Consider the following 23,828-nt stretch of genomic DNA (forward strand, 5'->3'; position numbering starts at 1 on the left):
AAGTAAAAAATGAGCGTAAGGCCTTTAAACAAAAGGTTTGCGCTCATTGTTGCGTTATATAACTGTCGAAAACGGGAATAGATGATTTTAAATTTAAAATATATTCTCTTAATGAGATATCATCTGATAATTCAAGAATTTTTCTTATTTCTGATAGTTCATCCTGTGCTTTATTACGCTGGCCTTTTATTTTCGTGATGTAGTTTAATTTGTCATTCAAACGGTTTTTTAAATCAAAATAGTAAACGAATAGACCAACTGTTTTAGCAATGGCTTTATCGATTTTTTCATATCTGTCATTGGCAATGAACAAATATAATCTCCTAGTCTTGCTTTGCTAACACACATTATATTGGATGTGTTTGCTTGACCATCTAAAATAATCGTGCCCATGCTATCTGTTTGTGGGGTAATATTAGCTACACAAGGTAATGTGCTATTGTCATGGGTGATCGGAATTACAATTGTATTACCTGAGTGTGAATTCGCAACGTTATTTTGAATAATGAGTGCTGGTCTTTCTTTTTGCACTTCATTTCCAATACCGCAACCAAAATTACAGCGATAAACTTGTCCTCTTTTTATAGTTCTTGTACTTGCATTTTGTGCAATAGAATCTAAATAAAGTTTGGTTTTCAGCCAATCCAACATTCTTTGAATGTGCTCGAGTTCAATGTTCATTCTTATATTTCCTCCTCTTGTTTTCCTAATATGGTATATGAATAATTGACATTATGAGTGGCATTAATTTGAATTAAGCTTAAACTTTTATAAACAAAAGCATCATGTAAACAAATTTTTGATCGAATAATAAGAGAATCAGTTTCTGAAATATGATTTCTAAATTTGGAATGTTTCATTTTTTTATTTTTTTGATGGATTTGGTTATAAAAATGTTACAATTTTTATAACAGAAAATGAAGAGAGGTCTGAACATGGAATTGGTGTTTTTGTATGTAAATTTATCAAGAAGTAACTTTATCGAAAAAAGTGGTTTTAATTTTTCTCCAAATTATGATTTTGAGGTTAATTATAAAGATGGCTATTATGAACTTTCTGAAAACAAACAAGAGGTAGCGGTTTCAGATGATTTTTTTGATAAAGATAGGTGTATTACGAATATCACAGCTATAGTTGGTGAAAATGGTGCAGGAAAAACTACTCTTTTGGATTATATTCTTTTATCAGGTTTAAGTGTAAAACAAAATAAAAATAAAGAATACTATGATTATTATATGGATGAGTTTGAATATAAGAAACAAATCGTGATTTATAAAGATGGCGATGAATTGGTTTGTTATCATAGTATTAATAATTTTATAGAATTTAAAGATCCACGGATAAAGTATATTAATGTTAATAAAGATAAAGAATTTATTGATAACTTAAAAAATAATACTGGATTTAAGAATATGACTAAAATCTCTTTAACAAATAGTTTATATTCAAAAAACGAAATATCAAAACAGGGGCGTCTTGATACGATTACGTTAAATCCAAATACCATAAATGGGTTGAAAAATTCATTTTTTGAAAAAAGCGTTTGTTTTGATAAATCGAAATATGATGCGTTTAATAAAATACCTACCATTTTATCTGGATATAAAGATACAAAGGATTTTCAGAATATATTAGATCTGTGGTATACAAAATATATTTTAAGTAAGAATGAAAAAAGTATATTTGAAAATCTCGTGAATCGAGATATAACGATTTCATTTAAAAATGTTAAGGTGTATTTAGATAAATGGGATGAAGAGTATTTGAATCATTATAAAAAGGATGAATCTGGTCTGATTTCATTTCGTGATACATGGGTAAAATCAATAGTAAAAGTTGAGGGAGAATCACACAATGTTGATATAGCTTTAAATTTATACGAAAATTTGCTTTTTGAATTAATCACATATAAAGGTATAAAAAATATAGGAGTATTTGGTAGTAACCAAGAAATGATTGAATATATTGAATCAAATGTAAAATCTATAAACGATACTTTGTATTTTAAGAATGCCTATAATGAAATAAAGGCTTATGAAAAATGCTTAAATAATTGTATGCAGTATCCTTGTTTATTGCCTAGGGATGATTCGGGTTATGTTTTTAATAAAATCATTAAACCGAAAAGTAAAGAGCTTTCTGAATTTTTGGATTTAGTTGAGGACGCATTTTTAAATAGCGAAAGTTCGTTTGTTTTAAAATATATTGACATTGGAGGACTTGATTTTTCTAGTGGAGAAAGAGCTTTACTAAACTTTTTCTCATGGATGCATATACTTCCATATTTTAATAAAATTCAAACAGAAATAGAAAAAAGTCTATTTGATAACATTTTATTGTTGATTGATGAAATTGATTTATATTGCCATCCGAGTTGGCAACAAAAATTGTTGTATTATTTGATTCAAGAAGCGAAACTAAACTTTAAAGGTAAAAATGTTCAGATTATATTTACAACACATAGTCCTATTGTATTATCGGATATGCCTAGATCAAACATTATATATTTGAAGCATCAAGATGGAAAATTGGTTATAGATGGAAAAGAAAATCATAAGGAAACTTTTGGTACAAATATATATAAGTTATTTGATGATGCTTTTTTCTTGGAGAAACAAGGTCAGGTTGGTCAATTTGCAAAAGGGAAAATTCAAACTTTGATTGACAAAGTAAGAAATGTGGATAAATTAGATGCTGAGCGTATTAATCGATTAAAACAAGAAATATCTATGATTGGTGAACCTTTGATTCGAGAAAAGCTGATTTCTATGTTGGTAAGAGTTAAATTTAATGATGAAATGAGTTTAAAAGAAAAGAAAATTAAGTTATATAGAGAAAGAATCAAGCAATTAGAAGGTGAATAATATGATACCGGTGCGTTTTAAAGGTAATGAAAAAGATGTGGTTCAAAAACTATGTGGTGATTTATTAAAAAGAAAACCTAGTCAAAAGAATAAAAATGAATACAAGCGAAATTTGATACGAATAAATGAATGGTGTCAAAAACATATTATTATTGATGGTAAAAGTCTTAGCTTTGGAGAAGTTGTAAAGGCGGATTTTGAGACGTTAACAAAAATTGTGAGTATTCTTGAAAGAGAAAATATCCCTGATGATGATAAAGACTTTCTTATTGATTATTTATACAAAGAAAGATTTTCGGATAAAAAGTATAGATTGGAATTTATGGATAGTTTAGGAATTACTGTATGTCCGTATTGTAATAGAAATTTTGTAAACTCTACTAAAGAAAGGACAATGTGTCAATTTGATCACTTCTTTAACAAAAATAAATATCCTTTGTTGGCAGTTTCTTTTTATAATTTGATTCCGGTTTGCAGTAGTTGTAATCATGCTAAGGGAGAAAATGAAATTAAGTATTCGCCTCATGATAAAAAATATAAAACGAATGATTTGGTAAACTTTGATTTTTCAATAATTGGAATGGATTATCTATTTAATGATAAGGATTTAAAAATAGAGTTAGATGGAGATAAAGATTTTAATCAAAATATAAAAGCTATGATGTTAGATGAAGTATATCAATTGCATACAGATGTTGTGCAGGAATGCATAAAGAAAACAATGATTTTCAATCCAGATTATCTTGATTATTTATGTACAGAATACAAAGATCTATTTGATTCTAAAGAAGAATTATATAAATTAGTGTTTGGTAATTATATAGATGAAGAATCCTTTGGTAAAAGACCATTAGCAAAATTAATGCATGATATATATGAAGATTTATTTGATATATATTATGGTGAAAAGTTTGAATAGATGTAGGAGGTTGAAATGAAAAAATCAGTATTATTACCAACAGATGAAAATTTACTTTTAACAATTAAAGAAGATATACTAGATAGAAATGCAGAGTTAAATAGCTTTTGTCATTTATTAAGCACTCAAAATTCAATGAATAGCATTGCACTTGATGGTCGGTGGGGTAGTGGTAAAACATTTTTTGTGAAGCAATGTGCTTTACTAATTAATGCGAACAATTCTTTAAGCAATATAGATAGGAATCTTGCACAATCTATACTAGAAATAACGAAAAAATTAAATTCTTTTGATGAACTACACGATAATCAGTTATTAGCTGTATATTTTGATGCATGGGAAAATGATTCAGAAGAAGATCCAATTTTATCATTGATTTATCGACTTGCTCAACAATTGGATTTAAAAACGAATAAATTTGATAAGGAATGTATTGCTGATTTAATTTTAGCAATTGCAGATGCGATTATGGATAGACCAATTTCTAATGTTTTAAAATGTGCAAAAGGTAAGGATTTCTTGGATGTAATTTATAAGAGTCAAGGATTGAACACAACTATAACAAAATTCTTCGAAGAAGGTTTGTTCAAGAACGCAGAAAAAATTGTTATTTTTATTGATGAATTAGATCGATGTAGACCAAGTTATGCCGTTCGCTTACTAGAACGTATTGAACATTATTTTATAAATGATCGTATTACATTTGTTTTTTCTGCAAATTTGGAACAACTACAACATACAATAAAGAACTTTTATGGTAATAATTTTGATGCATGTAGATACTTGGATCGTTTCTTTGATTTACGTATATCTTTAACTCCAATAAATACTACTAAGTATTATAATTCTTTAAATCTAAGTAATAATGTTGAAATTGATAGAGTGTTGATGAGAATACAACAAACTTTTAACATGTCTTTAAGAGAGCTTTGTAAATTTTATGATTCAGTGAAAGTATCTGGAATGAAAAGTTATTTTAATGAAACGGAAGACTTTATGTTTAAATATATAGTTACGCTTTGTTTAGCGTTGAAAATCACAAATATAACTTTGCATGATGAATTTATTGAAGGTAAAAACATTCAACCATTATTAGACCTATATATGAATGATTTGGGTGAATATGTAATTTATCAATTAAGAAATGGCATGGACATAAATAAAGATGCAGGTATAAATAATTATCTTGAAATAAAACAGGACTTAAAAGATTTGTATGATGCGATTTTTATAAAGAATTATACATATAATTATACTAGTACCGTTATAGGAGCAATGGTTTTTACGAAAGATTCTAAAAAATTTATTCAGTATGTTGAAAGTTCTTTAAGTAATTATTCGTGTTATGATGACGAATAAGGAACAATATATTGGTTGATTGCTGAAAGATAGAGAATTCGACATATATTAAGTGTAACCGATTACATTACTATGGTTATAAAACAGTTGTTAACTTTATTGATAAATGTCTTTATATAAAGTAAATTTACTAAAAAATATTTTTGAATTGTTATATAATGTTTATGTATTTAAATATGGGTAATATTAAATATATTTAATGTTTTAACCTAAGTTTAAGTAACTAATGTTCATTGACAATGGTTTATATTAGGGTAAAATATATTAGCAACTGTTATTCTTGGGAAGGGTACGGTTATTTTTTGGAATCAATATTTATAGGGTACATGTATAGAATATTAAAAATAGCTGGTTTTCCGCATTTTTAATTGAATTGTTCATCTTTTTATTTGCTTTAGGTAGGGAGAAGTGTATCTATTTATAGAATGATTATGTATTGACTCGTGTTTTTTGCGAGTTTTTTTTATGGAATGGGAGATTTGGATGAGTAAAAATAGAAAAGAAAATAATACGCGTTGGTCTTTGGTTGTGTATGATGTGATTGTTTATGCGATATCTTCCTTATTATTAATATGGTTGTATGGTGGAAACGAATCATTAACAAATTCAGAATCTTTAAAACTAACAATCCTGGCATTTGCGATTATCTTTGTATGTCGTTTAATTGGACATATTTATGGTCAGATTTGGCGTTATGGCGGTATTCAAGGCTATATTCGTATGATTGTTTCAGATGGTATCGCATTTATACTTCTATATGTAGTTCAAATGGCAATGCCAATTCAACGAATGAGTTTTGCGAGAACGCTAAGTTTAGTATGTGTAAACTTATTGGGTTCAATTACAATTCGTATGATTTATAGATATTGTTATTTATATAGTGATAACGTAACGAAAAAAGGTAAGTTTCTTGCTAAGTTACTATATAGATTTTCAAATATTGAAACGGATACGAATAAAGAAGTTCAAAAAATCAAGATTGCGATTGTTGGTGCAGGCCGTGTTGGTGCTAGTTTTGCAGAAGATTTATTAAATGATGAAAATGCAGTTTATACACCACGTTGTTTTATTGATATTAATAAAGACAAAGCCGGTAGAGAAGTGCATGGCATTCCAGTATGGTATGCGGATGATACGACTTTAGAAAAGTTAAAGGCTTATGAAGTACAGGAAATTGTATTTGCGATTCCAACTATGGATGTAAACAAAAAGAAATGTTTATATGAACATTATAAGAATGCTGGATATAAAGTAAAGGTATATGACTATCCAACACTTTATACAGCAGGAAGTAAGCGTAACTTAAGAGAATTTGATATTGAAGAATTGTTGTTTAGAAAACCATTAGCTGTCACAAATGAAGCTACGAATGCTTATTATAAAGATAAGGTAATTTTAATTACTGGTGGTGGAGGATCCATTGGATCTGAACTTTGTAGACAACTTGCTAAGATGGAACCACGATTGATTATTATCTTAGATATTTATGAAAATGGTGCTTATGATGTACAACAAGAATTAAAGATTGCCTATGGCAATGATTTAAATCTTCAAATTGAGATTTGTTCAATTACACATAAAAAAGCATTAGAAAAAGTATTTAAGAAATATCATCCTCAAATTGTGATCAATGCAGCTGCACATAAACACGTTCCTTTAATGGAACATAATTGTGTGGAAGCTATTTATAACAATGTATTTGGAACAAAGAATTTAATTGAACTTTGTGAAAAATATGAAGCACAACGCTTTATGATGGTATCTACTGATAAAGCAGTAAACCCAACCAATGTGATGGGAGCCACAAAGCGTATGTGTGAAATGATGGTTCAATCTGCTAGTACTTATGGAAAAGTAAAATATAGTGCAACTCGTTTTGGAAATGTTTTAGGAAGTGCAGGAAGTGTAATTCCGTTATTTAAAAGACAAATTGCCAAAGGTGGTCCTGTAACATTAACAGATAAACGAATTATTCGTTATTTTATGACTATTCCAGAAGCTAGTCAATTAGTACTACAATCGGGTGCTATGGCAAACAATGGAGAATTATTTGTACTTGATATGGGTCAACCAGTAAAGATTTTAGATTTAGCACAAAACATGATTAAACTATCAGGTGCTCATGATATTGAAATTGTAGAAACAGGATTGCGTCCTGGAGAAAAATTATATGAAGAACTATTAATCAATAGTCAAACATTAACAAAAACAGATAACGACTTGATCTTCATTGAAAAGGATACACCATTATCTAAAGAAGAAATTGACAAAAAACTTGAAGTATTAAGAAACGCAATTGAATCTGAGGATGACAATGATGCTAGAGAAGCATTAAGAAGTGTTGTACCAACATTTAGAAGACCAGAAGAAATAAATAAGCAAGTAGCATAGAAGGGAAGTAAAGAACATGAATTATTTAATAGTAGTAGCACATCCTGATGATGAAGTACTAGGAGCGGGGGCTACAATTCATAAATTAATTAAAGAAGGACACAATGTAGCAGTAGCCATTATGGTATCTCAGGCTGCAGCTAGAAAAGATTTATCTTCAACATTAACTTCTGATGAAGAAGAGGCGTTGAATTTGTTGGGTGTTAATAAAGTATATCATGCAAACTTTCCGAACATTAAGATGAATACTGTTGCACATTTGGATTTAGTGCAATTTGTAGAGAAATGTATTGAAGATTTTTCAGCTGATGCGATTATTACACATCATCCTTCAGATACAAATAATGATCATGTTCAAACCTCTTATGCTGTACAAGCAGCAAGCAGATTGTTTCAAAGAAGAGAACATCTTCCTCAATTAAAACAACTTCTTTATATGGAAGTACTTTCTAGTACAGAATGGTCATTTGATTCTTCGGCAAATCGTTTCATGCCAAATTATTTTGTGGAAGTAGGTAAAGAAGGAGTCGATTTAAAAATCAAAGCATTATCAAAGTATAAGGGGGTAATGCGTCCTTATCCACATCCACGTTCAAATGAAGCGCTAGAAGGTTTAGCAGCATATAGAGGTGCTCAATCTGGCTGTAATTATGCAGAAGCTTTTGAAGTTGTTTTTCAAGTATTTTAATAGGTGGTTGTTTTAATGAAAAAAAGTATTAATATATTAGCAATTGTTGGATTTTGTGGAGCGTGTATTTCTTTTTATATAGGTGCTGGGTTTGCGACTATGCAAGAAGTCGTTCAATATGAAGCATCATATGGCTCTTTATTTATTGTAGCAATAATTGTTGCTGCCTTAATTTATGTATATACAAATTTATCTTTTGCGACAAATGGAAATAGATTAAATTTAAAACGTGGTGGAGACATTTATGGAATTTACTGTGGTGTATTTGGACATAAGTTTGGTAATGTAGCCGCAAAGTTTTTTGATTATTTTTCTGCATTATTTTGTTATATGAGCTTTGTTGTTATGTGTGGAGGAGCCAATTCAACTGTTTCTCAACAATGGGGTTTACCAATTGGAGTTGGTGCTATTTTATTAACTATTCTAGTAATTTCTACTGTTGTTTTTGGATTAGATGGGATATTGAATTCTTTAAGTAAAATCGGTCCTATTATTATCATTATGATTTTATTTGTTTCAATCATAACAGCAATTACAGGGTTGCCGGATTTAGCATCTAACATGGCTAGTGTTGATGCAGGAAATTATACGAATGTAATGAAACAGGTGGGGAATGGAAATCCTATCGCTTCAGGTGCATCATATGGTGGATTTGTAATCTTATGGTTTGCAGCATTTTTAGCTGAAATTGGAGCTAAAAACAAATTAAAAGATGTAAATATCGGAATGCTGCTATCTACATTTTTTATTTTTGGAGCAGCAAGTGTATGTTGTATTGCTTTAATTGGCCATATTGATGTTACTGCAGCTTCTGACATTCCAGCTTTAGAACTGGCAAAACAGATTTCTCCAATTGTGGCACAGATTTTTGCTATTGTTATCTGTGCTGGAATTTATACGTCTGCTGTACCATTGTTATGGACTGGAGTTAGAAAAATTAGTCATGAAGGAACAAAAGAATATAAACTTATAACTGTTGTTGCTGGTATTTTAGGTTGTATTATTGCATGCTTTATTCCGTATAAAGGTTTAGTAAATGTATTATATGGACTTAATGGTTATTTAGGGTTTATTCTAATTTTCTTTATGATCATTTATGATATTAAGACAAAGATGAGTTCAAAGTAGGAGTTTGATTAATGTATAGATTGGTTGGTAAAAGAATTATAGATACTGTTTTGTCAATTATTGGATTGATTATTTGTTGCATTCCAATGGCAATAATTGCATTATTAATACATTTTGATAGTGAAGGACCTGTTTTATTTAAGCAAGAGCGTTTAGGTAAAAATCAAAAAGTGTTTACAGTATATAAATTTAGAACAATGTGCAATCATGCTTATGAAATGGGTGGTGTTGCTACTCGTTCAGATGATGCAAGAATAACTAAAGTAGGAAATATATTAAGAAGAACAAGTCTAGATGAATTGCCACAAATGTTTAATATAATTAAAGGTGAAATGGCAATTATTGGACCTAGACCAATATTACCTATTGAGTTTGAAGAATATAAATCAAATGAAAAGTATGTTCGTAGATATGATGCATTGCCGGGCATGTTTTGTACAGTAGATATAGACTATCGATCTTCATCAGATCGAGATTTACAATTTACTATGGATGCAGATTACGTTAATAATATGAGTTTATTTTTAGATATAAAAACATTCTTTAGTATTATTGCTCCTGTTTTAAGTGGTAAAAATGTATATCATGAAGAAGTAGGAAATAAAAAATAAGAGGAGAGGTATTTTATGTATAATGGACATTTAGTTATAGTATTTGCGATTGATCATTATAATCCTTTAGGCGTAATTAGAAGTTTAGGAGAAAATGGTATTAATCCTATTTATATTGCTGTTAAACATAGAGTTGAACTTGGAACAAAGAGTAAGTATGTTGAAAAAGTTCATAGTGTTGATACTATTGAAGAAGGATATAAAGTATTAATCGATAATTATGGTGAAATATATAAAAGTGGAAAGAAACCATTTGTATTATTTTCAGATGATAAAACAACTGGGTATTTTGATTTACATTTAGATGAAGTAAAAGATAAATTTATTACGTATAATGCAAACAATACACAGGGAAGAATTATGGAATATATGGATAAAAAGAATATATTAGACCTTGCTGAAAAACATGGTTTAAATGTTCTTAAATCTGTTGTTGTTAATGTAGGTGAAATTCCAGAAGGTTTGAAATATCCTGTTATTACTAAGGATATTAATCCAAATGCTGGAGGATGGAAATCCGATGTATTTATTTGTAATAATGAAGATGAGTTAGTTGAAGCGTATAAACATATAACTAGTAATGTTATCTTAATTCAGGAATATGTAGAAAAGAAAACGGAAATTGCATTTGAAGGATGTACTGTTAATAAGGGAACTAGTACATTATTAGCAATTAAATCAACATATGTATATCCAATTAAAGGTTATTATAGTCCATATATGCGATGCGAATCTTTACATGATATGTCAATGAAAAAATCTATTGAAGGAATGTTTGCAGAAATTGGTTTTGAAGGTATTTTTGAGGTTGAATTCTTAGTGGATAAAAATGATGTTCCATATTTTTTGGAAATCAATTTTAGAAATTCTACATGGAGTTATGCAGCAACTGCAGCAGGTATGCCTTTACCATACATTTGGGTAAAAAGTATGTTAGACAATAACATAAGTGCTGATAACTATAAAGAAGTTCCTGATGGATTTACAGCTATGGTTGAGCCAATTGATTATGGTAAAAGAATGGAATTAGGATTATCTACACCTAGTGAATGGTTAGCTGATTTTAAACAGGCAAATTGTTGTTTTTATTATAATGAAAATGATTTAGAACCATTTTATGAAATGGTAAAAAACTGGGAAAAGTTAAGCTAATGAATATTTTGATTATTGGTAAAAATAGTTATATTGGTAAAAATTTAAAAGCGTGGTTAAATCAATATCCTGAAAAATATGAAACGTCTACGATTTCAGTTAGAGATGATAGATGGAAAAGTTATGATTTTTCAAAATTTGATACAGTTATAAATTGTACAGGTGTTGCACATATTAACAATATTCAGGAAGATATGAAAAATCTTTTTTATTCAGTTAATCGAGATCTAGCATACGAATTAGGTAAAAAAGCTAAAATAGATGGTGTATCTCATTTTATTCACTTTAGTTCAATGAATGTATATGGTGATTATTGTGATAATGTTTTGAATCGAGATTCTGTAAATCCTACCAGTTTTTATGGTGATAGTAAATTACAAGGAGATTTAGAATTAGAAAAATTAAGTGATGATTTATTTATAGTCTCACATATTAGACCACCTTTTGTGTATGGAAAAAAATGTAGTGGTAATTTTAATACAATTAGTAAAATTGCACACTTAACTCCAATATTCCCAAACTATAAAAACAAGAAGAGTATGATATATATTGATAATTTGTGTGAGTTTATACGTCTTATTATTGATGATAAATTAGGGGGGGTGTTTACTCCACAAAATAAAGAGTTAGTTTCAACAACTGATTTAGTTGCTGAAATTGCAGAAAATAATAATAAAAAGATTGTATTCACTAAATTGTTTAATTGGATTTTAAAACTTGGTAATAAAAAAATTAAAATAATAAGACGTGCATTTGCAAATGATTGTTATGATTTATCTTTGTCTGATTATTTTGATTTTAAATATTGTATAGTTGATTTTAAAGAATCGATTAGAAGAATAGAAATTGAATAGAGAGGAAATTAATATGAATCAACCAATTAGAGTGTTAAATATTGTTGGGGAGATGAGCCCTGGTGGAATAGAAACACTAATAATGAATATATACAGAAATATAGATAGAACTAAAGTACAATTTGATTTTTTGCAACATGAACCAAGTTACGAAGGTTCTTTTAATGACGAAATTGAAAGTATGGGTGGAAGAATATATAAGATGCCTGTATTGAAAACATTAACGAAAACGTATTATTGGAAATTGTTTGAGTATCAAAGAGAATTAAAAAAGTTTTTCACTGAACATCCCGAATATCATATAATACATGGACACATGACTAATACAGCAGCTATTTACATGCCTATTGCAAAAAAATATGGCAACGTAAGTTGTTTTATAGCACACAGTCATTTAACTCAATCAAGACCTGGTTTGTCGGGAAAGATTACTGATATTTTGCATAAACCAATACCAAAATTTGCTACAGATTATTTTGCTTGTTCTGAGATGGCAGCTAAATGGATATTTCCAGAAGATGCTATAAAAAGCGGTAAAGTTAAAATAATAAAAAATGGTGTAGATCCTAAAAAATTTTATTTTGATTACAATAAAAGTATAGAAATTAAAAAAAAATTTGGATTAGAAAATAAAATAGTAATCGGAAATGTAGCACGATTTAAAACAGAAAAAAATCATACTTTTCAAATTGACATCATGAAAGAAATTGTAAAAATCAGATCTGATATTGTACTTATGCTTGTAGGAGATGGAGAGTTACGACAGCAAATAGAAAAAAAAGTTAAACTACTTCATCTTGAAAATAATGTTATTTTTTTAGGTGTCCGATCAGATGTACCTGACTTAATGCAAGCTATGGATTTATTTTTACTTCCATCTTTGTATGAAGGTTTGCCTGTTGTTGGTGTTGAAGCTCAGGCCGCAGGACTTCCTGTTATAACTTCAACTGGAGTAACTACGGAAACCGATATAACTGGTAATGTAGATTTTTTAGATTTAGATTTAGGTGCTGCTTATTGGGCACGAAAAATTTTACAAAAAATAGAAGTATTTAATAGACATGACATGTATGAATATATCCATAATAATGGTTATGATATTGTAGAGACTGCAAAGTGGCTTCAAGATTTTTATATTAGGAAACACTTTTCAAGTAAGGATGATTAAATGAATAGTTTTATTGTTTCTAGAAAAAATTTGATTTTAATATTATTTGAATTATCTTTATTATTATGTGCAATTGTTCTTAATAATCCTATTGTATATACTATTTGTTCGTTGATATGTTGGATTGTTAATTTTTTTTATTGCTTATTTAATCTAAAGAAACATTTTTCCTTATTAGCATTTAATGTAGGATATTTTGTATTTATATTGGGTGGGTATACAACCAGTTTAATTATTAATCACAATTTTGTTTACTTTGCAAATTCGTATTTTACAAGTTCTGAAGTAGCAATTCTTCATGCTTCGAAATGTGTATTGTTATGTCTAATCCTAGTTAATTGTAGTTATTTTTATCTTAATAAGTCAACTATAAGTGATAAAAAGATTTGTAGTATTACATTAAAAGATTCTAATATACCAAGAATGTTAAAGCAAATAATAGTTATGATTCTGATATTAAGTTATTTTTGTCAATTGCTAGGTGCTTTTGAGACTTATAATCTTGTAAAAAGGGTAACATATTATGCTAGTGATAATTATCTATCTTCTTTACCATCAGTATTACAATATACGGCTTCATTGTATTATATCGCTTTATTTATGTATTGGGCTTTACTACCAGATAAGAAGAAAACCATATTTTCATTTATAACACTAGGATTTCTTGAACTAATTATTTTAATGTCCGGAGAAAGAGGAGAACCAATTAGTGCTCTATTTGTGACTGTTTTTTATATTTATTATAGGAATAGACATAATATTAATGATATAAAAATAAGTAAAAAAATGCTAATTGTGGGTATTTTACTTATTCCCATATTTATGACCGGTTTAGAAACTTTATCATATTCTAGAGATCAAAAAGAATATGATGTATCAATTACTCAAAGTGTAGAAGATTTTTTAGAATCGCAAGGTGGGTCTGTTAAAATAATAGCTAATGCTTATGATTTAGATTATGATATAGAAATGTTAGTAAATGGAAAGCGTTCATTTGTTCTAGGGGAACTGAGATATTATCTTAAAAATAATGTTTTTGCACGATTATTTACTGGTAAAAAAGTAAGACTTAGGAACATTGAAGATGCACAATCCGGGGATAATTTTTTAAGAAGTTATGGATATACATATGCATCTACATCTTATTTAAATGGAGTTGGCTCTGGTTCTACTTATATAGCAGAAGTATTCTATGATGGAGGATATTTATTATTAGTTATAGTAAATATTGCCATAGGATTATTTTTATGCAGATTTGATAATGTACACTCTATTGGTATAATAAAGTTTTCAATCATATTTAATATTTTTAGATATATACCATTATTACCAAGAGGTATGATGTTAGATTGGTTTACTAATACTTTTGCTATACAAAACATTTTAGTTTTTTTATTTTTATATATTTTTATCATTAAGGAAGGGAGAAATAATGAGAATTCTATTTATAACAATGGGGTATCCATCAAATAAGAATAGAAGTAGATTGGTTTTTTTACAAAGACTGGTTAATGAAATGGTTGATTTAGGACATGAATGTACAGTAATTGCACCAACAAAAAGATTTCATTTTAATGAGGGATCTACGTGTTATGAAGAAGTACAATCTACCAATAAAAATAATCGAGTACATGTATATTTTCCAAAATATACTTGTTTATATCTTACTTCTAGATTTAAGAATGACATATTTAGTGATTTTAGTGTTCAAAATTATATTGATTCCGTAAAGAAAGTAATAAATAAGGAGCATATTAAATTTGATTGTATATATTCACATTTTGTAGGTACTTCGGCTATAGCTGCTACAACTATTGGAACGTATTATAAAGTTCCTACTTTTGCTGCTGCCGGTGAGAGTGAATTCAAAGATTTTTATAATTATGATCGCGAAAAGACGATAACAGCATTAAATAAATTGACAGGTATTATCTCAGTATCGACTGAAAACAAAGAAATTTTAATAAGTAATAGTGTACTTGATAATTCCAAAATTAAAGTTTTCCCGAACGGAGTAGATACAAACTTTTTTTACCCACGTGATAAGGAAAAATCAAGAGAAATATTTGGCTTTAATAAAAGCGATTTTATAATTGGTTTTGTTGGACATTTTATTGAAAGAAAAGGACCATTGCGTTTACAAAAATCTGTAACCCATTCAGATATTAAAATCGCATATGCTGGTAAAGGTGAACAGGTTCCAGTGGGTAATAATATCATATTTAAAGAGAGTGTTTCTCCCATTAGAATGCCAGATTTTTTGAGTTCAGTAGATTTGTTTGTTTTACCTACGCAAAATGAAGGTTGCTGTAACTCAATTATCGAGGCACTAGCTTGTGGCGTACCAGTTATTTCTTCTAATTTAGCATTTAATGATGATATATTAGATGATACATGTTCTTTAAGAGTAGATCCAAATAATATTAATCAAATTAAAAATGCAATCGATACAGTTTTTTTTGATAAAAATAAATATTTACTTCTAAAGGAAGGGGCTCTAAAAAAAGGGCAAACACTTAGTTTAGAAAATCGTGCAATAAATATTATAAATTGGATGCAAGAATTAATGGAGGTTAACAATTGAAAAAGGTAGTTATTCATGGTGCAACTAACACTTCAAATTTTGGAGATATTTTATTTGCAAAAATGTTTTATAATCAATGTCAAAATTTGGGGTTAAATACTTATTTTCTTAATATCCCGTTTTATGGAATTGGAAAAACTTGCCGAAGTGAGGTAGGTTATGAAAAAAAATTATCGTTGTTTCAAGCTTTAAAATGTGATTATTTAATTATGATGTCTGGAGGATATTTAGGTGAAGACGTTTCATCATTTAAAGATACTTTAAAGAGATATTTCAGATATGTTTTATGGCCAAATTTATTCCTTATGTGCAAAAAATCAGTTTACGTATTAGGTGTTGGAGGTGGTCCAATAGAGTCAAAATGGTTGCGAAAAAGAATTGTAAATGTATTACAAAAAGCAGATGTAGTAACGGTTAGAGATTATGAAACAAAAGCATATTTTGAACAGTATGGAGTGACTCGTAATATATATGTGACTAGTGATACTGCACAAATTTATTCAGGAATATATGAATTGTCACTTAATTCAGAAATGAAAAATATAATGCAAGAACTAAAGGAAAAGAATTATAAAATTATATATTTACACTTGGTATCAGATGAAAAAAAAGATTCTTTAATAAATAAGAATATTGTTAAAGCTTTAAATAAATTTATAAAAACTCATCCAGAATATTATTTAATTGCTGGAAATGATAGTATTGTAAACAAACGTATTGATGAATATGAGTCATATCAAAATATCACTACAAGTAATAAAGTAGGATATAAATATAGTACTAGTCATGATTTAGTTTCACTATTAAATGAATGTGATTTAGTAATAACTACTAAATTACACGTTGGAATACTATCCGCATCATTGGGAAAATCTGTTTTAGCATTTCCAACTCACCGTGAAAAAGTAGAGAGATATTATAAACAAATTGGTGAAAGTGGAAGATGTTTGTCTCTAAAAAAGGTTAATTCTGATATTGTATTTAATATGTTAGAAAATTATCATGATAAAAAAATTGTGTTATCAAATGAAATTCTAAAAAAAGCAATGAAAAATTTAGAATATATCTCTTTAATCAAAGAAAAAAAGGGTGATAACTGTGAAAAAAAGAGCTATAATTAATATTGTTTTTTCTTTGTTGTTACAGTTTGTTACTATTGTTTCAGGATTCATTGTACCTAGAATGATTATAGAAACATTTGGTTCAGAGACAAATGGGTTATTGAACTCGATAACAAGTTTTATTGCTTATATTACATTATTACAATCAGGTGTTGGAGGAGTAATTAGAGCTGCATTATACAAACCATTAGCTCTAAAAAATCATCATGATTTATGTGTGATTTTAAAAACTACTGAAAGTTTTTTCAAAAAGATTGCTTATTTTACAATATTATATATTGTAGTTTTATCATTATTGTTTCCATATATAATTACTAGAAACTTCAGCTTTTTATATACTTTTTCTTTAGTTATTATTGTTGGAATAAGTACAGCAGCACAATATTTTTTTGGAATAACATATCAAATGTTACTAGAGGCAGATCAAAAATCGTACGTTTACTCTTTAGTACAAATTATCACGATTATATTAAATACAATCTCGTCTATTGTTTTAATCAACTTAAATTATTCAATTCAATTTGTTAAATTTATTAGTTCTATTTTTTTTGTACTAAGACCTTTAGCAATTAATATTTATGCGAAAAGAAAATATCACATTAATACTAATCTAGAAATAGACAATGATATGATTTCACAACGTTGGGATGGCGTAGCTCAAGCAATTGCGTATTTCGTGCATTCTAAAACAGATGTGTTTGTTTTAACAATTTTTTCTTCTTTAAGTAACGTTTCTGTATATAGTGTTTATGCATTAGTTACATCCGGCCTCACTGCGTTAATCGAATGTGTGGACAAGGCAGTTCGTGCAGCTTTTGGAAACATAATTGCTTTAAAAGAAAATGAAAAATTGTGTAGTTCTTTTAATGCATATAATTGTTTGATTCATTTATTATCGACAGTTATATTTTCAACTGCTTGTATAACTATTTTTAATTTCGTGCACGTATATACGAAAAATGTAAATGATGCTAATTATCAACAAACATTATTTGGTGTTTTAATACTAACTGCAGAATATATGTATTGTTTAAGAATGCCATATAATGCGATAATAACAACGGCTGGTAAGTTTAAAGAGACAAAAAAATCAGCATATTTAGAAGCACTAATCAATATTATTGTTTCATGTATATTGGTCAAATTATTTGGACTTGTAGGTGTTGCTATTGGTACATTGTTTGCAATGATATATCGATCAATTTCATTTGGATTATTTTTAAGTAGTAATATTTTAAATTTAAATAAGTTTCAACAAATCAAACGATATTTAACATCATTAATAACTTATATATTATCTATTTTTATTTTAAACAATGTGAATGTAGCGGTTGAAGGATATTTCGAATGGGTAGTTTATGCTTTTTGTATATTTATTATAGATACGTTAATCGTATTTATTTTAAATTTATTAATGCGAAAGGAAGAAACTATTAAGGCTATGGGGATGTTGTTAGGAAGGAAGTGTTTAAAATGAAAGTATGTTATCTGGTTTATAGAGAAGATAATGTAATGGTTTTTGATTCGCAAGTTTTAGAATATTTAAAAAAATTGAAAACAAATCCAAATATTGAACATGTAAAACTTGTTTTGTTTAGACATCAAGACAATTTAACTTGCAAAAAGGATGTTGAGAAAAAGATACTTAATTATATTGATGATTATGTAACCTTTGCAACATTAGCACCACCTTTAACAATGTTGCAATTAAATTTAGATGTGTTAAGATTTAAAAAATATATCAAAATGCAATATGAAGAAGACGAAGAAATTGCTGTGATTTGTCGTGGAGATTTTGCCACATATATAGGGGCAAAAGGATTTTATACTTTTGAAAATAGTCGTATACTATTTGATAATCGAGGATTACCTATTGAAGAATCATTAATGAAAAATTCAAATAGTCCTATATATTCTTTAAATAGAAGGATTAAGAAAAAATCAATTTTATATTCAAAGAGTCATTGTGATTTATATAATTTTGTTACTAATTCAATGCGTAATTACGATATTCAACAATATGGATATTTAGATAATATACCTTATTCAATTATACCAACTTTATATAGTGCAGAAAAATTAGATGAAGATTATTTGAAAAAAATAAAAAAAAGAGAAAATTATTTAGAAAATCAATATGTAATCACTTATGTTGGTTCAACAGAAGCATGGCAATTATCAAATAAATTAATGGATACAATCAGAAGTATCTTTGATTTTGATAGAGATGTTAGATTTTTTATATTGTCTAATGGGGATTTTGATGAAGTCAATTCGCTACCAAAAGAATTAAGAGAGAAAATTACAATAAAAAAAGTTCCTCATTATGAAATGAAGTATTATTTAGCTCTTACGAATTTAGGTATTATAATTAGAGATGACAGTATAGTGAATTCTGTTGCAGCTCCAACTAAAATTGCAGAATATTTAACTGCCGGTGTTAAGATTCTTTATAGCGGAAAAATCGGTATTTTAAATGACTTAGATAAAATAACTAAAGATTGTGAGTTAATTAAAATTGATTCTTCTAATGAATGGTTAAATTATGTAGATGAAGATATTAAGAACAAAAACAATTTAAAAAATCAAAATAAACTTATTATAAAATATTTTGACATGGAATATAGACAAGAAGAAACTATTAATTTATTAAAAAAAGCATTTAAAAATAGAAAAGTGAGGTAATTATTATGGTAAATGTTATAGGTTTAGGATATATTGGGCTTCCAACGGCTTTAATGTTGGCTTCTCATGGTGTTGATGTTGTAGGGACGGATTACAATATTGAACTAGTAAAAACGTTAAATGAAGGACGTACTACTTTTAAAGAAAAAGGCTTAGATGATTTATTTCAAGATGCATTGCAATCTGGAATAACTTTTAGTACAGATTATCAAGCAACAGATATGTATATAATTTCTGTTCCAACACCATATGATAAATTTAGTAAAAAAATTGATGCAAGTTATGTAATTAAAGCAGTTGAGAGTGTGTTAAAAGTTGCAACGAAAGGAGCAATTATTGTTATTGAATCTACAGTATCACCTGGAACTATGGAAAAGTTTATTCGACCTACTGTGTTAAACGCCGGTTACGAATTAGGTAGTGATATACATCTAGTACATGCTCCAGAAAGAATAATTCCTGGAAATATGGTTTATGAATTGCTTCACAATAATCGAACAATAGGCGCGGATGATGAATTTATAGGAAATAAAGTAAAAAATATATATTCTTCATTCTGTCAAGGAGAGATAACGGTTACTGATATAAAAACTGCTGAAATGACAAAAGTAGTTGAGAATACTTTTCGTGCGGTTAATATAGCATTTGCTAATGAACTTGCAAGAATCTGTCGACATGATAATATGGATGTTTATGAAATTATTAAAATTTGTAATATGCACCCAAGAGTCAATATTTTACAACCAGGTCCTGGCGTAGGTGGACATTGTATTTCAGTAGACCCATGGTTTTTGGTTGGAGATTATCCATCTTTAACTAACGTAATTAATCAATCTATGAAGACTAATGATACACAACCTGATTATGTACTTAATAGAATTTATGAAATAATGAATGAAAATGATATTAAAGATACAAAGAGAGTTGGACTTTATGGTTTAACATATAAAGAAAATGTGGATGATATGAGAGAATCTCCTACATTACAACTCCTTGAAAGTCAACATAAACATTTAGCGTCAGAATTGAAGGTATATGATCCTTTTATTTCTAGTGATGTTGTAGAATATCAATACCATGATTTAGATGAATTTTTAAAAGATATTGATATGATCGTAATTATGGTAAAACATGATGAAATCAAACAAAATTTGGATAAAATTAAAGGAAAAGTAATTTTAGATTGTCACAATATTATTAATTTACCTGATGTATATCATATTTAATAAGATTTAATAATGTGACAATATTATTTTAAATAAAATTACAAATAGTTAGTATTTAATTTAGAGGTAAGGTAATTATGAAAAAAGTCATGTTAGTATTTGGGACACGACCAGAAGCTATTAAGATGTGTCCATTAGTAAATGAATTAAAAACTAGAAAAAATTTGGAAACAATTGTTTGTGTAACTGGACAACATAGAGAAATGTTAGATCAAGTATTAGATGTATTTAAAGTACAACCTGATTATGATTTATCAATTATGAAAGATAGACAAACTTTATTTGATGTAACTACAAATATTTTAAATAAAATAAAAAGTGTTCTTGAGAAGGAAAAACCGGATGTAGTATTAGTACATGGGGATACAAGCACAACATTTGTTACTGCTTTAGCTTGTTTTTATTTACAAATTCCAGTAGGACATGTAGAAGCTGGATTGCGTACATATAATATTTACAGTCCATATCCAGAAGAATTTAATAGACAAGCTGTTAGTATTATCAGTAAGTATAATTTTGCACCAACTGAACTATCAAAGAATAATTTGTTAAAAGAGGGTAAAGCCGAAAATACAATATATGTTACTGGAAATACAGCTATTGATGCTTTAAAAACAACAGTAAGAGAAGGTTATACACATCCTGAGTTAGAGTGGGCTAAAGACAGTCGTTTAATTATGATTACTGCGCATAGAAGAGAAAACTTAGGAGAACCTATGTGTCATATGTTTAGAGCTATTCGTAGAGTGATGGATGAACATCCTGATGTAAAAGCTATTTATCCAATACATATGAATCCTGTTGTAAGAGAAACAGCACAAAGTATTTTAGGTGATGATGATAGAATACGTATCATTGATCCATTGGAAGTATTAGATTTTCATAATTTCTTAGCAAATAGTTATATGATCTTAACTGATTCAGGTGGTATTCAGGAAGAAGCTCCTTCATTAGGAAAACCTGTATTAGTTATGAGAGATACGACCGAAAGACCAGAAGGAATTGCTGCTGGTACTTTAAAATTAGTAGGTACTGATGAGGAAACTATTTATAAAAATTTTAAAGAATTATTAGAAAATAAAGAAGAATATGAAAAAATGAGTAAAGCTAGTAATCCTTACGGCGATGGATTTGCTTGTAAAAAAATAGCAGACATTTTAGAAAAAGCGTAAATATAGAAAAACAAGTAAATCTTATATTTTTATAAATGTGTTATTTAATGTGGTGATTAGGATATAAATGATTATCTTGTAAGTATTAGTTAAAATAATATGAAGAAAGTATAAGACTTTCTTCATATTTATTTGTTGTTAAATGTTATTCTAGAAGTAAAAAATCCAGTATTATTTGTAGAATAATTTTTAATATTTAAGAATTTAGAGTAGAGTTGAAAAGTAGGAAGTAAATAAAGGAAAAGTCTTGGAAATAGATAAATAATAGCTTTATAAAGCTATGAATAGAAAACAAGGCGCACTAATAATAGTGAAAAATCACTTAATTTTTAAAATTTTCAATTTTTAAACCTCTGCTTTCAACCACGCATCAAGATGGATATTTATCCTGTAATGATTGAGAAGAACCCATTCTTTGGACCATTGCGTAGATAGATGTATCTTGTGTAAGCCGTATGTATTTAATACTGCATTGTTGATTCTTTCAATGCAGGTACGATCTTTGTAAATAGATTTCCATTTAGGTGAACCATAAGAAACAGGACCTTTAAATCTAGGCTCATTGTCTTTGTCTTTAACATAGACAACTCTTCCATAGTCAGAGGTAGAACATGTTTGTGCAAAAGTACAGGAATCAATAAGGCCAGCTTTTAAAGGACAGCGGTATTTCTTTCTGTAACGAGTATAGTCATATCCATCATATATCATGGTGTGGCCGCAACTGCAGACTGGTATACCATCTGAATTGATAGATTCACCGGTTTTAGATTGAATCGATTTTATTCGTTTATTATGATCAATCAAAGGAATGATATTCTTCTCTTGAAAAAACTGATAAATTGAGTTACTGTCAGAAGCGGAGTTTAGATACATATATTTAGGTTTCAGATCTGGATTGATATCCAGCATCTGAGCCGTAGCCGAAACACAGGTCAAAGCATCATGTCGAGATGCGTTTTCCAGAGAGATAAAAACAGGCAGATCAATGTGTAGAGACGGGTTGTGGAAAGAGATATTGTAGAAAGTAAAGCCGAAAAAATACTGAGCAAGATCACTGTCCCACCCAATATCCGCATCCGGTGCAGAGAAACGATAGTTATTGTCAGGATCAGGAGCGTCTTGAACTTTATGTCCGTGACAGGAAGCGTGAACATGAAGGCATGAGCCATCACCAGAAAGAGTCGAATTGGCAGGTTCGATCAGGCCCATATCAAGAGAAGGAATCACGACGATAGCGTTAAAAAGAGATTGCATGGTAAATAACAAGCAATCTATGTCGAACTCTGCACCATTTCTGTATTTATCGCAAATAGAAGAAGTGTTATCTTTGGTAAACTTAATAAGTTTTTCACCTTTGGCAGGCTTATTCTTAAATTTTTTCTTAGTAATGAAAGATTGAGGAGCAAGGTCTGACAAATGAGGATCGTAGCCAGTAAGGCGAATGATAAAGTTATAGTGAGAAGAATTAGGAGGATCAAAAGAGCCGATGAGATACTGAAGCAAAGAATCATTGGCAAGATCATCACACCAAAGTTTGATAGAAGAATACTTAAGATGATTCATCAAGACGAAAGAACGAACTAAAACAGCGGGATCGATAGCGAGTCTGCCTGTATGAGAATAAAGAGGAAACAAAATATTGGAAGCAAGAGAAATATCGAGCTTGCGCAGTTTAGATAAAGCAGGACGATATTTAGATTTAAGAAGTTTTAACTGGGAAACATCAAGATGAGATTTGTGAAAACACAAGAAATCGCGATACTCCCAAATAGTAGAAATATGGTTAAGCATAGAACTGATCTCCTTCACCTTTTTAGAATACGAGCGAAGTAATTCGTGAAAAGTGAGAATAAGTCAATAGAAAAAGCAAAAAAGTGGAGGGAAAGCAAAAAGAAGCTAATAAAAA

Annotated in this window: 19 protein-coding genes; 17 read left to right on the forward strand and 2 right to left on the reverse strand. The window is 28.7% G+C overall.

Annotated elements, in window-relative coordinates:
• Positions 1–228: 228 nt before the first annotated feature.
• Positions 229–681 (reverse strand): type II toxin-antitoxin system PemK/MazF family toxin, encoded by a 453-nt coding sequence (locus tag Q0E86_RS02800; RefSeq protein ID WP_295754410.1) that lies wholly within the window; start codon positions 679–681, stop codon positions 229–231.
• A 254-nt stretch (positions 682–935) separates the two neighbouring features.
• Between Q0E86_RS02800 and Q0E86_RS02805 the strand changes: the two genes are divergently transcribed.
• The 17 genes from Q0E86_RS02805 to wecB all read left to right on the forward strand — a co-directional run bounded on the left by Q0E86_RS02805 (position 936) and on the right by wecB (position 21,922).
• Entirely contained in the window at positions 936–2,864 is a 1,929-nt protein-coding gene (locus tag Q0E86_RS02805) for an AAA family ATPase (RefSeq protein ID WP_295754411.1), read from the forward strand.
• A gap of 1 nt (position 2,865) precedes the next feature.
• Complete coding sequence (locus Q0E86_RS02810) at positions 2,866–3,783, forward strand: HNH endonuclease (RefSeq protein ID WP_295754412.1); 918 nt, start codon at positions 2,866–2,868, stop codon at positions 3,781–3,783.
• Between the two features lie 15 nt (positions 3,784–3,798).
• Entirely contained in the window at positions 3,799–5,142 is a 1,344-nt protein-coding gene (locus Q0E86_RS02815) for a P-loop NTPase fold protein (protein WP_295754413.1), read from the forward strand.
• Between the two features lie 483 nt (positions 5,143–5,625).
• The gene (locus Q0E86_RS02820; protein WP_295754415.1) at positions 5,626–7,533 is read left to right on the forward strand and encodes a nucleoside-diphosphate sugar epimerase/dehydratase; all 1,908 of its coding nucleotides are present in this window, start codon (positions 5,626–5,628) and stop codon (positions 7,531–7,533) included.
• A gap of 16 nt (positions 7,534–7,549) precedes the next feature.
• Positions 7,550–8,221 (forward strand): PIG-L deacetylase family protein, encoded by a 672-nt coding sequence (locus Q0E86_RS02825; protein ID WP_295754416.1) that lies wholly within the window; start codon positions 7,550–7,552, stop codon positions 8,219–8,221.
• A gap of 15 nt (positions 8,222–8,236) precedes the next feature.
• Positions 8,237–9,349 carry a hypothetical protein gene (locus Q0E86_RS02830; protein WP_295754417.1) on the forward strand — a complete coding sequence of 371 codons (1,113 nt, stop codon included), beginning with the start codon at positions 8,237–8,239 and terminating at the stop codon, positions 9,347–9,349.
• A gap of 11 nt (positions 9,350–9,360) precedes the next feature.
• Positions 9,361–9,960, forward strand: coding sequence for a sugar transferase (locus tag Q0E86_RS02835; RefSeq protein ID WP_295754418.1), 600 nt, complete (start codon positions 9,361–9,363; stop codon positions 9,958–9,960).
• A 15-nt stretch (positions 9,961–9,975) separates the two neighbouring features.
• Positions 9,976–11,112, forward strand: coding sequence for a biotin carboxylase (locus Q0E86_RS02840; RefSeq protein WP_295754419.1), 1,137 nt, complete (start codon positions 9,976–9,978; stop codon positions 11,110–11,112).
• Complete coding sequence (locus Q0E86_RS02845; protein WP_295754420.1) at positions 11,112–11,966, forward strand: NAD-dependent epimerase/dehydratase family protein; 855 nt, start codon at positions 11,112–11,114, stop codon at positions 11,964–11,966. Before Q0E86_RS02840 ends, Q0E86_RS02845 begins: the two co-directional genes overlap by 1 nt.
• A gap of 13 nt (positions 11,967–11,979) precedes the next feature.
• Positions 11,980–13,134 carry a glycosyltransferase family 1 protein gene (locus Q0E86_RS02850; protein ID WP_295754421.1) on the forward strand — a complete coding sequence of 385 codons (1,155 nt, stop codon included), beginning with the start codon at positions 11,980–11,982 and terminating at the stop codon, positions 13,132–13,134.
• Entirely contained in the window at positions 13,135–14,607 is a 1,473-nt protein-coding gene (locus tag Q0E86_RS02855) for an O-antigen polysaccharide polymerase Wzy family protein (protein WP_295754423.1), read from the forward strand. It begins immediately after the preceding gene.
• The gene (locus Q0E86_RS02860; protein WP_295754424.1) at positions 14,567–15,718 is read left to right on the forward strand and encodes a glycosyltransferase; all 1,152 of its coding nucleotides are present in this window, start codon (positions 14,567–14,569) and stop codon (positions 15,716–15,718) included. Before Q0E86_RS02855 ends, Q0E86_RS02860 begins: the two co-directional genes overlap by 41 nt.
• Positions 15,715–16,839 (forward strand): polysaccharide pyruvyl transferase family protein, encoded by a 1,125-nt coding sequence (locus Q0E86_RS02865; RefSeq protein ID WP_295754425.1) that lies wholly within the window; start codon positions 15,715–15,717, stop codon positions 16,837–16,839. The genes Q0E86_RS02860 and Q0E86_RS02865 overlap by 4 nt, the downstream gene beginning before the upstream one ends.
• On the forward strand, positions 16,817–18,316 hold the full coding sequence (locus Q0E86_RS02870; protein WP_295754426.1) for a lipopolysaccharide biosynthesis protein: 1,500 nt from the start codon (positions 16,817–16,819) through the stop codon (positions 18,314–18,316). Before Q0E86_RS02865 ends, Q0E86_RS02870 begins: the two co-directional genes overlap by 23 nt.
• Complete coding sequence (locus Q0E86_RS02875) at positions 18,313–19,524, forward strand: hypothetical protein (protein ID WP_295754427.1); 1,212 nt, start codon at positions 18,313–18,315, stop codon at positions 19,522–19,524. Before Q0E86_RS02870 ends, Q0E86_RS02875 begins: the two co-directional genes overlap by 4 nt.
• A 5-nt stretch (positions 19,525–19,529) precedes the next feature.
• Entirely contained in the window at positions 19,530–20,750 is a 1,221-nt protein-coding gene (locus Q0E86_RS02880) for a nucleotide sugar dehydrogenase (protein WP_295754428.1), read from the forward strand.
• Between the two features lie 77 nt (positions 20,751–20,827).
• A complete protein-coding gene (gene wecB, locus Q0E86_RS02885) occupies positions 20,828–21,922 on the forward strand; it encodes a non-hydrolyzing UDP-N-acetylglucosamine 2-epimerase (RefSeq protein WP_295754429.1) in 1,095 nt (364 codons plus the stop codon).
• Between the two features lie 345 nt (positions 21,923–22,267).
• Here wecB and Q0E86_RS02890 read toward each other — a convergent pair whose 3' ends face one another.
• Positions 22,268–23,713 carry a hypothetical protein gene (locus tag Q0E86_RS02890; protein ID WP_295754431.1) on the reverse strand — a complete coding sequence of 482 codons (1,446 nt, stop codon included), beginning with the start codon at positions 23,711–23,713 and terminating at the stop codon, positions 22,268–22,270.
• Positions 23,714–23,828 lie beyond the last annotated feature (115 nt).

It is taken from the genome of uncultured Holdemanella sp., from assembly GCF_934754935.1.
Classification (GTDB): domain Bacteria; phylum Bacillota_I; class Bacilli_A; order Erysipelotrichales; family Erysipelotrichaceae; genus Holdemanella.

What these genes read in the sequence shown, in the direction of transcription:
- Q0E86_RS02800 (WP_295754410.1), bottom strand. Translation starts at nt 681, where the DNA reads ATGAACATTGAACTCGAGCACATTCAAAGAATGTTGGATTGGCTGAAA.
- Q0E86_RS02805 (WP_295754411.1), top strand. Translation starts at nt 936, where the DNA reads ATGGAATTGGTGTTTTTGTATGTAAATTTATCAAGAAGTAACTTTATC.
- Q0E86_RS02810 (WP_295754412.1), top strand. Translation starts at nt 2,866, where the DNA reads ATGATACCGGTGCGTTTTAAAGGTAATGAAAAAGATGTGGTTCAAAAA.
- Q0E86_RS02815 (WP_295754413.1), top strand. Translation starts at nt 3,799, where the DNA reads ATGAAAAAATCAGTATTATTACCAACAGATGAAAATTTACTTTTAACA.
- Q0E86_RS02820 (WP_295754415.1), top strand. Translation starts at nt 5,626, where the DNA reads ATGAGTAAAAATAGAAAAGAAAATAATACGCGTTGGTCTTTGGTTGTG.
- Q0E86_RS02825 (WP_295754416.1), top strand. Translation starts at nt 7,550, where the DNA reads ATGAATTATTTAATAGTAGTAGCACATCCTGATGATGAAGTACTAGGA.
- Q0E86_RS02830 (WP_295754417.1), top strand. Translation starts at nt 8,237, where the DNA reads ATGAAAAAAAGTATTAATATATTAGCAATTGTTGGATTTTGTGGAGCG.
- Q0E86_RS02835 (WP_295754418.1), top strand. Translation starts at nt 9,361, where the DNA reads ATGTATAGATTGGTTGGTAAAAGAATTATAGATACTGTTTTGTCAATT.
- Q0E86_RS02840 (WP_295754419.1), top strand. Translation starts at nt 9,976, where the DNA reads ATGTATAATGGACATTTAGTTATAGTATTTGCGATTGATCATTATAAT.
- Q0E86_RS02845 (WP_295754420.1), top strand. Translation starts at nt 11,112, where the DNA reads ATGAATATTTTGATTATTGGTAAAAATAGTTATATTGGTAAAAATTTA.
- Q0E86_RS02850 (WP_295754421.1), top strand. Translation starts at nt 11,980, where the DNA reads ATGAATCAACCAATTAGAGTGTTAAATATTGTTGGGGAGATGAGCCCT.
- Q0E86_RS02855 (WP_295754423.1), top strand. Translation starts at nt 13,135, where the DNA reads ATGAATAGTTTTATTGTTTCTAGAAAAAATTTGATTTTAATATTATTT.
- Q0E86_RS02860 (WP_295754424.1), top strand. Translation starts at nt 14,567, where the DNA reads ATGAGAATTCTATTTATAACAATGGGGTATCCATCAAATAAGAATAGA.
- Q0E86_RS02875 (WP_295754427.1), top strand. Translation starts at nt 18,313, where the DNA reads ATGAAAGTATGTTATCTGGTTTATAGAGAAGATAATGTAATGGTTTTT.
- Q0E86_RS02880 (WP_295754428.1), top strand. Translation starts at nt 19,530, where the DNA reads ATGGTAAATGTTATAGGTTTAGGATATATTGGGCTTCCAACGGCTTTA.
- wecB (WP_295754429.1), top strand. Translation starts at nt 20,828, where the DNA reads ATGAAAAAAGTCATGTTAGTATTTGGGACACGACCAGAAGCTATTAAG.
- Q0E86_RS02890 (WP_295754431.1), bottom strand. Translation starts at nt 23,713, where the DNA reads ATGCTTAACCATATTTCTACTATTTGGGAGTATCGCGATTTCTTGTGT.